The organism is Exiguobacterium sp. SH31, from assembly GCF_001816105.1.
GTDB classification, from domain to species: domain Bacteria; phylum Bacillota; class Bacilli; order Exiguobacteriales; family Exiguobacteriaceae; genus Exiguobacterium; species Exiguobacterium aurantiacum_A.
Map to the genome: position 1 here is coordinate 42,092 of NZ_LYTG01000001.1, position 12,599 is coordinate 54,690.

The 12,599-nt window shown below is 53.1% G+C and carries 10 protein-coding genes and 1 pseudogene; all 11 read left to right on the plus strand.

All coding sequences use genetic code 11. From position 1 onward, the window contains the following. Positions 1-49: 49 nt before the first annotated feature. Positions 50-1,513 carry a phytoene desaturase family protein gene (locus tag A6395_RS00245; protein ID WP_071397377.1) on the plus strand — a complete coding sequence of 488 codons (1,464 nt, stop codon included), beginning with the start codon at positions 50-52 and terminating at the stop codon, positions 1,511-1,513. 16 nt (positions 1,514-1,529) lie between these two features. Then, on the plus strand, positions 1,530-1,958 hold the full coding sequence (locus A6395_RS00250; protein ID WP_071397378.1) for a GNAT family N-acetyltransferase: 429 nt from the start codon (positions 1,530-1,532) through the stop codon (positions 1,956-1,958). Positions 1,959-2,060: 102 nt separating this feature from the next. Continuing rightward, complete coding sequence (locus A6395_RS00255; RefSeq protein ID WP_070327373.1) at positions 2,061-2,492, plus strand: YlbF/YmcA family competence regulator; 432 nt, start codon at positions 2,061-2,063, stop codon at positions 2,490-2,492. A 53-nt stretch (positions 2,493-2,545) separates the two neighbouring features. Beyond that, positions 2,546-5,077: a DNA mismatch repair protein MutS gene (gene mutS / locus A6395_RS00260; protein WP_071397379.1), complete on the plus strand. Its 2,532-nt coding sequence runs from the start codon at positions 2,546-2,548 to the stop codon at positions 5,075-5,077. A gap of 4 nt (positions 5,078-5,081) precedes the next feature. Continuing rightward, positions 5,082-6,878, plus strand: coding sequence for a DNA mismatch repair endonuclease MutL (gene mutL, locus A6395_RS00265; RefSeq protein WP_071397380.1), 1,797 nt, complete (start codon positions 5,082-5,084; stop codon positions 6,876-6,878). A gap of 164 nt (positions 6,879-7,042) precedes the next feature. Continuing rightward, positions 7,043-7,678: a 50S ribosomal protein L25/general stress protein Ctc gene (locus A6395_RS00270; protein ID WP_071397381.1), complete on the plus strand. Its 636-nt coding sequence runs from the start codon at positions 7,043-7,045 to the stop codon at positions 7,676-7,678. A 208-nt stretch (positions 7,679-7,886) separates the two neighbouring features. Next, positions 7,887-8,726, plus strand: a complete 840-nt coding sequence (locus tag A6395_RS00275) for a formate/nitrite transporter family protein (protein ID WP_071397388.1) — start codon at positions 7,887-7,889, stop codon at positions 8,724-8,726. A gap of 191 nt (positions 8,727-8,917) precedes the next feature. Next, positions 8,918-10,762: an anaerobic ribonucleoside triphosphate reductase gene (locus A6395_RS00280; RefSeq protein ID WP_071397389.1), complete on the plus strand. Its 1,845-nt coding sequence runs from the start codon at positions 8,918-8,920 to the stop codon at positions 10,760-10,762. After that, positions 10,740-11,195 (plus strand): anaerobic ribonucleoside-triphosphate reductase activating protein, encoded by a 456-nt coding sequence (gene nrdG, locus A6395_RS00285; protein WP_071397382.1) that lies wholly within the window; start codon positions 10,740-10,742, stop codon positions 11,193-11,195. The genes A6395_RS00280 and nrdG overlap by 23 nt, the downstream gene beginning before the upstream one ends. 55 nt (positions 11,196-11,250) lie before the next feature. Then, on the plus strand, positions 11,251-12,069 hold the full coding sequence (locus A6395_RS00290) for a fumarylacetoacetate hydrolase family protein (RefSeq protein WP_071397383.1): 819 nt from the start codon (positions 11,251-11,253) through the stop codon (positions 12,067-12,069). 121 nt (positions 12,070-12,190) lie between these two features. After that, a pseudogene (locus A6395_RS00295) lies at positions 12,191-12,599 on the plus strand (2-alkenal reductase); the annotation flags it as partial.

Sequence of the window (12,599 nt, forward strand, 5' to 3'; positions counted from 1 at the left end):
GTCAAAAATAGGACGACCGGATGTATGATGAATTCAGGAGGGGATTGGGATGAAGATTGGGGTTATCGGCGGGGGAATTGCCGGATTGACAACGGCGGCTCTCGCTAGTCGATCGGGACATGACGTGATCGTGTTTGAATCATCGCGCGAATGGGGCGGATGTGCCGGTAAGTTTGACCGCGGGGACTACCGTTTCCCGGCGGGGGCGACGCTCGGGATGGGGTTCGAACGAGGCGGACTCCATCAACGCGTGCTCGACTACTTAGACGAGGCGGTCGCAGTCGAGAAGCTCGACGAAGTAATGCATGTCCATCTGAGTGATCGAACGGTCGTCTACTATCAAGCGCGCCAAGCGTTTCTCGATGAACTGAGCGCGAAGTTTCCGGAACTGCAGTCTGATATCCGGTCATTCTTTCAAGAAGTATGGACGGATTTTGATAGAATCCGACCGCTGTTCGAGCGATTGCCGGCTTTACCGCTCCGGACGCTTGACGATGCGCTGACCGCATTTCGCGGATTTCGGCCGAATCAAGTAGCGGCACTCGTAAAACTATATCGTCCGCTACATGAAACGTTGCGACGTCATCGGTTGGGCGGGACACCGTTCGAGCAATTCATCGATGGCATTTTACTCGATAGTTTACAGACGGGGGCACGCGAGGCGAGTCACTTGCTCGCGACCGTCGCGCTATCGATTTATCATGAAGGGGCATTTTACGTCGAAGGTGGATTGTACACACTCGCCCACGCCTTGGAACGCTCGATTCGACATAGCGGAGGCACGACGCTGCTTGGTCGTCAAATCATGAGAATTGAGCGCGTCGCCGACGGCTGGTTATTGACCGATCGCCGGGGCCGGCTTGAGATCGTCGACGTCGTCGTTGCCGCGATCCCGCTCGAGGCGACACATCGCTTGCTGAGCGGTGCTGACGAGCGTCGATTTGCCGGGCAATATCGACGTCAGTTGAAGCAATCGCAATGGGGCACGTTCAGTCTATACGTGACGTTGCCCGAGCGCGTCTGTCTGGACCGGCCCTTATTCCAACAAGTGTATACGGACGACTTGCCGTCCGGCCATGCCTTCATCTCGATGTCGGCCGAGGACGACGTGTTACGGACGTCTCTCCCCGAACGGACCGTGACGGTCTCGACGCATATCGATTTATCAGAGTGGGACGATTGGAAAGACAGGGCCACCTATGAGAAACTAGAAGCAATATGGACCGAGCGTCTCATTTCGGCCGTGAAGCGGGCGTTTCCGGACTGGACGGGCGAATCAGCGGTCCTCCTTCCCGGGGGTCCAGGAGCGTGGGTGAAATATACGAGACGACCGCACGGTGCTGTCGGCGGCTATGCACAAACACCGCGTCAGGCTCTGTTCCATGCCGCGAGCTATCGGACGACGCTACCGAACTTTTTCGTGTGCGGGGATACGGTGTTCCCGGGAGCGGGGACGATCGGGGCAATGACGAGCGGGTTGCACGTCGGACGTGCGCTCGGTGCAAAGCTATAATGAAGGAGACGGTGTCATGCATAAGAAAACATTTAATGAGCTGACGACGAAAGAACTGTATGATCTGTTGGCGCTGCGGACCGAGGTGTTCGTCGTCGAGCAAGATTGTCCGTATCAGGAAGTCGACGGGAAAGATGTCACGGCGCATCATTACTGGATCGAAGAAGACGGTGTGATGGTCGCCGCACTCCGAGTTCTCGTCGAAGAAACGCCGATCGCCATCGGTCGTGTCGTCACGAAAGCGTCACATCGAGGCAAAGGGTACTCGCGCAGGCTAATGGAAGAAGCTGTCATTGACTTCGGGTCCGTCGAGCTCTACTTACAAGCTCAGACATACGTCGAACCGTTCTATGCGAGTTTCGGCTTTTCGCGAACGAGTGAAGAATACTTAGAAGACGGTATCCCGCATGTCGATATGACGCGGGAAAGAACAAAATCTTCCTAAAGCAGTGCGGTACCGTTCGCCAGAAGTTCATGGTAGAATGTTGAAGAATACATGCGCACATGAAAACGTGCGATAACATTATAGCGTGCAAAGGGGTTTACGATGGTGACTGACCAACAAGTGATTGAAAAAGCGAAAGAATTAGCCGACCTTTTGGCAAAGACTCCAGAAGTGGCCCGCTTCAAAGAAGCGGAAACGAAAGTGAACGAAAGTGAACGCGTCCAAACGTTGATCAAACGGATCAAATATTTACAAAAAGAAGCGGTCAACTGCAAGCATTACGGGAAGACCGAAGCGCTTGCCAAAGTCGAACTAAAAATCGACAAGGCAATGGACGAACTCGATTCGATTCCGGTCGTCCAGGCGTTCCAAGAGACACAAGTCGAAGTGAACGACCTCCTTCAATACGTGACGGTGACGCTCGCCAACTCGGTGACGGACCGAATCATCGAAGCGACGGAAGGCGACGTACTCGCAGGTAAAACAGGAAGCGGCATGGCAGCGGAGAAATCACGCGGCGGTTGCGGATACTAAAAAACAACAGCTGGCCTTTGGTCAGCTGTTCTACTTTATAGAGGTGAGACGAAATGGAAGCGATACATCAGACACCGATGATGAAGCAATACTTTTCAATCAAGGCAGATTATCCTGACGCCTTTGTATTTTACCGGCTCGGTGACTTTTACGAGCTCTTTTTTGAAGACGCCCAAATCGTGGCGAAAGAACTCGAATTGACGCTCACCGCGAAAAACGGCAAAAACGCAGAGCATCCGATCCCGATGTGTGGAGTCCCGCATCACTCGGCAGCCGTCTACATCGAGCAGTTGATCGAAAAAGGATTCAACGTCGCGATCTGTGAGCAGATGGAAGATCCGAAAGCGACAAAAGGCCTTGTGAAGCGGGAAGTCATCCAAGTCATCACGCCAGGTACTTACATGGCCGCGCTCGGAGACAAAGACAACCGTTATTTGGTCGCCGTCGCCAAAGTTGGTGAAACCTACGGGGTCGCCCGTGGTGACGTGACGACAGGTGAATCTTGGCTGACGACGTTGCCGACGAAAGAAGCGGTCCTCCGTGAAGTCGAAGGATTGGTCCCGAGTGAGATATTAGTCGATGATGACCAGCTCGCGGACATGTTGCAGCCGCTCGGGATCCCGCTGTCGATTCAAGTCGAACGCCGGTCGAGCGAACTGTCCGCATCGGCGAAAGACGACGCCCAAGTGAGCGCGTTTGATTTGCTGTACGCCTATTTGACACGGACGCAAAAGCGGGCGCTCGACCACTTGCAGCCGGCGATCGCCTATGAGGTCGAGTCCCACATGCAGCTCGACCCGAATACGGCACGCAATTTAGAACTGTTCCGCTCGGCCCGCTCCGGAGAACGGAAAGGCTCACTCTTATCACTGCTTGACGAGACGACGACCGCTATGGGTGGACGTCTTTTAAAGCGTTGGCTCGAACAACCGCTCTATACAGAGCAAGCGATCCATGAGCGTCAAGACGCGGTCGAGAACTTACTTGATGATTTCATGCTGCGCGACCAACTCCGGGCCGAATTGAAACACGTCTATGATATCGAGCGGCTCGTCGCGAAAGTCGGTTACGGGACGGCGAACGCGCGCGATCTCGTACAATTGCGCGACACACTAGCACGCATCCCGGCTTTGAGCGTGATGCTCGAAGCGGTCGCATCAAGCCGGTTGCATCATATCCATGAGGACTTGGACACGTTCGAAGACTTGGCGGCGCTTCTTGAAGCGGCGCTCGTCGAATCTCCACCGATCTCGACGAAAGAAGGCGGAATGATTCGCAAAGGCTATTCTGAAGAGCTCGATCAGTTGCTTGAAGCGAAAGCGAACGGGAAATCGTGGATCGCGAACCTGGAGCAACAAGAGCGGATCGCGACCGGGATCAAGTCACTAAAGATCGGCTACAACCGTGTCTTCGGGTATTATCTCGAAGTGACGAAAGCGAACGCCCGTTTACTCGAAGAAGGTCGGTACGAGCGGAAACAGACGCTCGCGAACGCCGAACGCTACGTCACGCCCGAGCTGAAAGAGAAAGAAGCGCTCATCCTCGGTGCGGAAGAGAAGAGCTGCACGCTCGAGTATGACTTGTTCGTCACACTGCGCGACCGAGTCAAACTCGAGACGAAACGGTTGCAACAGCTCGCACGGTCGCTCAGTGAACTTGACGTCCTGCTCGCTTTGGCGATCGTCGCCGAAAAGCGGGACTACGTGCGTCCGACAGCGTCCGCAAACGTTCAAATCGATCGTGGCCGGCACCCGGTCATCGAGACGGTTCTGCCACGCGGTGACTATGTCGCCAACGACTTGACGCTTGACGACTCGCGTCAGATGCTGTTGATCACCGGACCGAACATGTCCGGTAAATCGACGTACATGCGCCAGTTCGCGTTGATCGCGATCATGCACCAAATCGGATCGTTCGTCCCGGCCGAGGCGGCCGAACTGCCGCTGTTTGACCGCATCTTCACTCGCATCGGGGCAGCGGACGACCTCGTGAGCGGTCAGTCCACGTTTATGGTCGAAATGACCGAGACGCGCCAGGCCGTGACCGAGGCGACGGCGAACAGCCTGATTTTGCTTGATGAGATCGGGCGCGGGACGTCGACGTATGATGGGATGGCGCTCGCGCAAGCGATCGTCGAACATATCGCCTCCTCAATCGGCGCGAAGACGCTGTTCTCGACGCATTATCATGAGCTGACCGTCCTCGAAACGACGATCCCGACGCTCGAGAACGTCCACGTCCGAGCCATCGAACGCGACGGACGCGTCGTCTTCTTGCATGAAGTTCATCCAGGCAAGGCCGACAAGTCTTACGGCATCCACGTCGCGGAACTGGCCGATTTGCCGCAATCGCTCATCGAACGAGCCCGGACGATCTTAACAGAGCTCGAACAAGAGAAAGAGCGGGTCGCTGCCCCGACTGACCCGATAACGAAGAAGTCGAGTGATGAAACCGCTCAGCTCTCTTTGTTCGAGACAAAAGATGAGTTAAAACAACAATTGCTCGAACTCGATCTTTTAGCGATGAACCCGATCGAGGCGATGCAGGCGCTCTATGCGCTCCAACAGTCTGCGAAGAAAGGGTGAGTCGATGGGAATCATTCAAGAGTTGCCAGAACAGTTAGCCAACCGGATTGCGGCTGGGGAAGTTGTCGAACGACCGGCATCGGTCGTGAAAGAACTCGTCGAAAACGCGATTGATGCCGGCGCGACGAAAGTGGAAGTCGAGCTAGAAGAGGCCGGGATCCGGCTCATCAAAGTGCGGGATAACGGCCACGGCTTTTACGAGGATGACGCGGCCCGTGCTTTTTTAAGACATGCAACGAGCAAGATACGAGACGAACATGATTTGTTCCGGATCCGGACGCTCGGATTCCGGGGCGAGGCGCTCGCCTCGATCGCATCGGTCAGTCACGTCACGTTGAAGTCGCGCCGGGCTGATGAGGCCGGCTTTGAGATGACGCTACATGGCGGCGTCGTGATCGAGCAAACACCGACTGCTGCGAACGTCGGGACAGAAATCACGGTCAGTCAATTGTTCTATAATACGCCAGCCCGTTTGAAATACTTGAAAACGTCTGCGACCGAGCTCGCGAGCATCACCGACACGTTGAACCGGATCGCCTTGTCACACCCGGAAGTTCGATTGACGGCCTTCCATGAAGACAAGGAGCTGCTCCGAACGAACGGGAACGGGGACATCAAGCAAGTCATGCTCGCGATCTACGGTCGGCAAGTCGCCGCCCAAATCGTGACGGCGTCGAGCAAGACGAATGACTACAGCTTGAGTGCTCACCTCGTGCGGCCCGAAGTGACGCGTTCAAATAAACAGTATGTGACTTTGATCTTGAACGGGCGGAGCATCAAAAATTTCGCGCTCACGCAAAGCGTGCTCGAAGGCTATCATACGCTTCTGCCGATTGGTCGTTACCCGATCGCTGTGCTCGAAGTGAACATGGACCCGATGCTGATTGATGTCAACGTTCATCCGACGAAGCGGGAAGTGCGGCTGTCAAAAGAGAAGGAACTCTGTCAACTGATCCGGGAGACGGTTCAGCTGACACTTCGGGAGCAACGGTTGATCCCGTCGGTCAAACCAAGACAGCCGTCCGTTCCGACAGAGCAATCGAAGCTTGATTTCACCGTCGAACGCTCAGACACAACAGTTGAGCCGAACGCATGGAACTATCCGATCCCACGCGAGCCGGTCACATCTCCGAGTCGCTGGTCGCCGACACCACTCGTTCAAGAGACACCGGTTGAAACAGTGCGGCTAGAAGAACCACGGCTTGAAAAGGCGGAAAGCCGGCTACCGGAGCTCGACGTCATCGGTCAGCTCCATGCCAGTTACATCGTCTGCGGCGCGGACGATGGCATGTACATCATCGACCAACACGCCGCCCAAGAACGCATCAAGTACGAGCTGTTTTATGACCAACTCGGCCAGCCTGAAAAAGAGTACCAGTTGTTGCTGTTGCCACTCACGCTCGAGTTCACCCAACAAGAGACGCTTGCGATCGAAGAAGTCCTCCCGCTTCTTAAAGAAGCGGGACTCGATTTAGAGGCGTTCGGAGGCAATACGTTTCTCGTCCGGGAAATCCCGACATGGTATCCGCAGCACGATCTCGAAGGGACAGTCCGTGATTTGATCGAGATGGCAATTCGGGACCGATCAATCGATATCGCTAAATATCGCGAAGAGGCGTCGATTCTGATGGCGTGCAAACGATCGATCAAAGCGAACCATCCGTTAAACCTCGAGATGATGCGACAGTTGATCCGCGACCTTGGCGAGACGACGTCCCCGTATACGTGTCCGCATGGACGTCCGATTTTAGTGAAGTGGAGTACGTATGAACTCGAGAAGTTGTTCAAACGTGTCATGTGACAAACGTTGTAATCTTATTTTAACCGACTGTAACGTTTATGGATGCTTAGGTATGGGAACAATATACACATGTCGTCAAACGCATCGAGGTTGAGAGGTGGAGTTCACACTGCCTCACCCTCAAGATGTAGACATGATTCATAAACCAGTAGGGGGAAATGATTATGACAGACACGCTTAAAGTAACGACACGAGAATTACGACCACGTTCGGTTCGAACAAACTTGCGTAAAGAAGGAAAAGTACTTGGTGTCGTTTACGGCTACAAAGTCGAAAGCACACCAGTCGCGTTTGAAGAAATGGCATTGCGCAAGATTCTCCGTGAACACGGTGACAACGCCTTGATCGAACTTAACATCGACGGCAAGAAAGTAAACACACTCGTTCACGGGACGGAAGTTGACCCGTTCACGAGCACATACAAGCACGTCGAGTTCATGGCAGTCAAAATGGATGAGGCAACTGAAGTTGAAGCAGACGTCACACTCGTCGGCGACGCGAAAGGTGTCAAAGAAGGCGGCTTCTTGTCGCAAGCACTCTATAAAGTCACTGTTTCGGCAACACCTGCTAACATCCCAGAGCGAATCGAGCTCGACGTTAGTGAGCTAGGGATCGGTGACTCACTCACAGTTGCTGACATTCCGGAGAATAAGGATTATGAAATTTTATCTGAAGGCGATCTTCAAATCGCATCAGTGAACGAGCCGGTAGCAGTCGAAGAAGAGGAAACTGAAAGTGAAGAAGCTTCAGCTCCAGAAAAATCGACTGATGAGACGACAGATTCTTCTGAGAAAGCATAATTGGTTTCATGCGGCCCTTTACGAAGGGTCGCTTTTTTTAGTCACAAATCCGACAAATGTAACCGATTACGATGTGAAAAGTGTGTCAACAGTTCGAATGGGCAGTTGCAAAAATGTCGCTCCGGGCTTATATTGTTAATGATTTCACATGTTTGTTCTTATTATATGGTTCATTTAAACAGAAAGAAGGGTTTGTGACATGGCATCAATGGAAATCCATGCACTCGAATCATTACGGAAGAAAGCACAGGCTTCCTCAGCGATGATTCACTATCGGCCGATGGAATATTTTTTACGGGCAATGCTCGCGGGGATTTTTATCGGGTTCGCATCAATCTTCACATTAAAAGTCGTCAACGGCATGTATCTTGTAGATTCACCATTTACGACGCTCATCGGGGGATTCTCTTTCGGGATCGCGCTCGTCATGATCATCTACGGAGGCGCTGAACTATTTACCGGGAATACGATGTATTTTACGACTTCAACGATGCGTGGCTATACGACGCTGAGTGATACGATGCTCGTCTGGTTGCTTTGCTTCGTCGGGAACGCGCTCGGCGGCATTCTTTTCGCTTTATTGCTTGCGCCGACTGGAGTCATTCAAGAGCTCGGCATGAACAACTGGTTATTTGCCGTCGTCGAGAGCAAGATGCATCATACGACAGTCGAAATCTTTTTTAGAGCGATCTTCTGTAACTGGATGGTCTGTCTCGCTATCTTCTTGCCGAAACAGATGAAAAATGAATTTGCCCAAATCTTCTCGATGATCTTCCTAGTGGCCGTCTTCTTCGCTTCAGGGTTTGATCACGTCATCGCCAACTTCGTCTTGTTCGCACTCACACTCGTTGTTCCGCATCCAGAAGCAATCAGCTTTGCTGGAGCCATCCACAACTTGATTCCGGCTACGTTCGGAAACATTATCGGAGGCGCGTTATTCATGGGCGCGATCTATACATGGTTGAACGCTAAAGGATTGCGTGAAGCACAAGAGTCTGAGGAAGAAGAAGTCGAACTGAAAATCGTCAAGCCAGCCAAAGAAGTATGACATACATCACGAAACGCACAGTCGAGCCCACGTCAGGGATTCGGCTGTTTTTTTACGTTCGGGATCGGTTGCAACTGTCACAATATCGACGTGCCTCAAATCGATAAAACGTGACATAATCTATATATAGAATTTTTATCGGTTATCAGAAGTTAAATAATCAATATATAGCGAGGTGATGCGGAGTGAACATGCTCCAGCTTTATAATGATGTCTGTGTGCTACCAGATCAAGATTTGATCCAAGAGAACGCCAACGTCGACGGGAAGTCGCCACTCGGCAAACTAGCGCGCTTATCTTCAGAAGTGTCAAAACAATTATCGACCACGTATCTATTGTCGGAACGGTCACGTCTAGCGATCCGTGATAATTACTTATATGTGCATGACGCCGATTACTATGTGACCGGATCGACGACGTGTTGTCAAATCCCGCTCGGAGAGTTACTCGCGAACGGGTTCCACACCGGACACGGGACGATTCGTCCCCCGCAGGACATTCGTTCAGCGATGGCGCTCGCCTCGATCATTCTTCAAGCGAATCAGAACATGCAACACGGGGGACAGGCGTTCCCGATGTTTGACGTCGATCTCGCTCCTTACGTCGAGAAGACGTATGAACGTCAACTCGAGCGGCTGAACGGACTACCGATTGAGCTGACGGCGGAACAACAACAACAGATTGCTGAAGCAGAAACCGTATCGGCGACGTACCAGGCGTGCGAGGCGTTTATCCATAACGCCAACTCGATGCACTCGCGCGGCGGCGGTCAAGTTCCGTTCGTGTCGATCAACTACGGCACCGACACGAGTCGGTGGGGACGGGTGTTTATCCGCGAGTTGTTAAAAGCGACAGAGCGAGGATTAGGTAACGGGGAGACGCCGATTTTCCCGATTCAAATCTTCAAAGTAAAGGAAGGCGTCAATTTCAATGACGGGGACCCGAACGTCGATTTGTTCCGCCACGCATGCCGCGTGACGGGCAAGCGGTTGTTCCCGAACTTCTCGTTCGTCGATGCGCCGTTCAACCTTCAGTACTATGACGGGACACATGCTTCAGAAGTTGCCTACATGGGCTGCCGGACACGAGTGATGGGAAACCGTCATGGGGCAGAGACGTCGATCGGAAGAGGTAATTTATCGTTCTCGACGTTGAATTTAGTGAAGATGGCACTCGTGTCATCCGATATCGAGTCGTTTTATAAGACGTTGGATGGATTCGTTGACATCGCCATCGAGCAATTGCTCGAGCGCTTCGACTATCAATGCAAGCGACATGCGGATGAATTCCGCTTTCTTTATGCGCAGCACGTCTGGCGGGGGAGTGAGACACTTTTGCCTGAATCGGAATTACGAGACGTGTTAAAACAAGGGACGTTGTCGCTCGGCTTCATCGGTCTCGCCGAAGCGCTACGCGTCCTCGTTGGCGGGACGCACGTTGAATCGAGGGAAGCAGAACGTATCGGTCTTGATATCGTGACCCATCTCGCGAACCGGATGAGGCAGGCGGGGGACGATCATGATTTAAACTTTTCGCTACTGGCGACGCCGGCCGAAGGATTGTCCGGGAAGTTCGTGTTAAACGATCAACACGAATTCGGGATGATCGCCGGTGTGACAGATCGCGCATTTTATACGAATTCGTTCCACGTCCCAGTTTATCAACACGTCTCAATCCGGGACAAGGTTCGAATCGAGGCACCATATCACGCCTTATGTGACGCCGGACATATTACGTACGTCGAGGTCGACGGTTCGCTCGCCCATAACCCGGAAGCGGTTGAATCGATCGTGCGGCTCATGCGGGCTCATGACGTCGGCTATGGCTCGATCAATCATCCGGTCGATCGTTGCGGGAGTTGCGGTCTAGAAGGAATCATCGACGAGTCGTGCCCGACGTGCGGGGAACGAAATCAGATCGAGCGGATCCGTCGTATCACCGGTTATTTGGTCGGGACGATGGATCGATGGAATTCGGCGAAACGAGAAGAAGAACGAGCGAGGGTGAAACATCATGCGCGTCCTATCCGTACTTGAAGAATCGGTCGTCGATGGTCCGGGCATTCGAACCGTGATTTTTACAGCAGGCTGTCCACATCGTTGCCCGGGCTGTCACAACCCTGAATCGTGGAATCCGCGAGGCGGTCGTGACATCTCGGTCGAAGAGTTGTTGGACCGTGTCGAGACGGCCGCATGGGAAGGCGTGACCATATCGGGCGGTGAACCGTTCCTGCAACCGGCTGAGCTGTCGGAGGTCGTGCGCGGTTGCAAGACACTCGGGAAGAACGTCTGGATCTATACTGGCTACACGCTCGAGGCGCTACAACAGCTAGAAAATGAGGACATCGACATCGTCCTTGACCACGCCGACGTGCTCGTCGACGGGCGTTTCGAGCAGCCGCTCATGGACTGCTCGCTCCGTTTCCGGGGGTCGAGCAACCAGCGGATCATTTTTCTGAACAAAGCGTGATCGGGGCGACAACGCCCCGATTTTTTGTATACTAACAAAAAAGGGGGAGATCATTATGAAATGGTGTAGTTATGAAGTCGAAGGGGAGACAAGAGTCGGGGTGGTCGAAGGGGGCCAAGTATATGATGTCAGTGATCAACTACATACGAACTCATTGTTAGAAGTGATCGCGCGCGAATTTAAACCGGATATCGATCTAGACGTCGCAAGCGTACGATCGCTCGAAGACGTCAAACTTCAAGCGCCATACCGGCCGCTAAAAAATGTCATCTGTATCGGGAAAAACTACGAGGAGCACGTGAAAGAGATGGATACGGCGGGAGCCGGTAAGCTCGTCATCTTCACGAAAGCGCCGACCTCGGTCGTCGGTCCTGAAGCCATCGTCGAGCGTCATGCAGCGCTTACCGACCAACTTGACTATGAGGGCGAGCTCGCCGTCATCATCGGAAAGTCAGGACGCGACATTCAAGACGTCGAGGATCACATTTTTGGGTATACCATCATTAACGATATTACGGCACGAGACGTGCAAAAACAGCACGTCCAGTTTTTCCGCGGCAAGTCGTTCGACACGTTCTGTCCGTTCGGACCATTTATCGTCACGCCGGAAGAACTCGAATTTCCACTGTCAATCCGCACAGACGTGAACGGGGAAAACCGTCAGCTAGGATCGACAGATGACATGATCCGACCGATCGATGAACTGATTCGGACGCTCTCAGCAGGGATGACGCTCGAAGCGGGTGACATCATCGCGACCGGGACGCCAGCCGGGGTCGGACATGGGATGAAGCCACCGGTCTACCTTCAGTCCGGAGACCGGGTCGAAGTGACGATTTCCGGGCTCGGCACGTTACGGAACGACATCGTCTGACGAAATTGACGCAAATTGTGAAGAATCTTGTAATCGTTCCGTCAATTCCATGAAACGGTACCGGCTTCTATTATAATCAGGGTAGAAGTTAGAGGAAACATCATTGAGGAGATGACATGTTATGGAACGAAATGATCGGCCAAATGAACAAAATCGACATGAAGATTGGTTAGATACAGAGCTAGGTTCGTCAAAGCGGGCGCCTGAGCCTCTGCAAGCGGAACAAGTCACTCGGCCCTCTTTCATGAGCCGCATGTTCCCAGGGTTCATCGGCGGAGTCGCCGGGGCGTTGTTGACCGGTGCGATTGCGTTACCGTTTATCGATCAAGCACCTGACGTCACGTCGAACACGAATGTGACGTCAGACGGGACGCCTGTCCAAACCTCATCGAACATCAAAGACACATCGGTCACCAATGCGGTCGCGGCGGCACAACCGGCAGTCGTGACCGTGAACAACTTCGCGGCGAGCGGATTCTCGAACGAAGCGGTCGAAGCGGGTGTCGGATCAGGGGTCATCTATAAAAAAG

Coding starts and splice junctions, on each gene's coding strand:
- A6395_RS00290 (WP_071397383.1), top strand. CDS start 11,251: ATGAAATGGTGTAGTTATGAAGTCGAAGGGGAGACAAGAGTCGGGGTG.
- A6395_RS00245 (WP_071397377.1), top strand. CDS start 50: ATGAAGATTGGGGTTATCGGCGGGGGAATTGCCGGATTGACAACGGCG.
- mutS (WP_071397379.1), top strand. CDS start 2,546: ATGGAAGCGATACATCAGACACCGATGATGAAGCAATACTTTTCAATC.
- nrdG (WP_071397382.1), top strand. CDS start 10,740: ATGCGCGTCCTATCCGTACTTGAAGAATCGGTCGTCGATGGTCCGGGC.
- A6395_RS00270 (WP_071397381.1), top strand. CDS start 7,043: ATGACAGACACGCTTAAAGTAACGACACGAGAATTACGACCACGTTCG.
- A6395_RS00275 (WP_071397388.1), top strand. CDS start 7,887: ATGGAAATCCATGCACTCGAATCATTACGGAAGAAAGCACAGGCTTCC.
- A6395_RS00250 (WP_071397378.1), top strand. CDS start 1,530: ATGCATAAGAAAACATTTAATGAGCTGACGACGAAAGAACTGTATGAT.
- mutL (WP_071397380.1), top strand. CDS start 5,082: ATGGGAATCATTCAAGAGTTGCCAGAACAGTTAGCCAACCGGATTGCG.
- A6395_RS00255 (WP_070327373.1), top strand. CDS start 2,061: ATGGTGACTGACCAACAAGTGATTGAAAAAGCGAAAGAATTAGCCGAC.
- A6395_RS00280 (WP_071397389.1), top strand. CDS start 8,918: ATGCTCCAGCTTTATAATGATGTCTGTGTGCTACCAGATCAAGATTTG.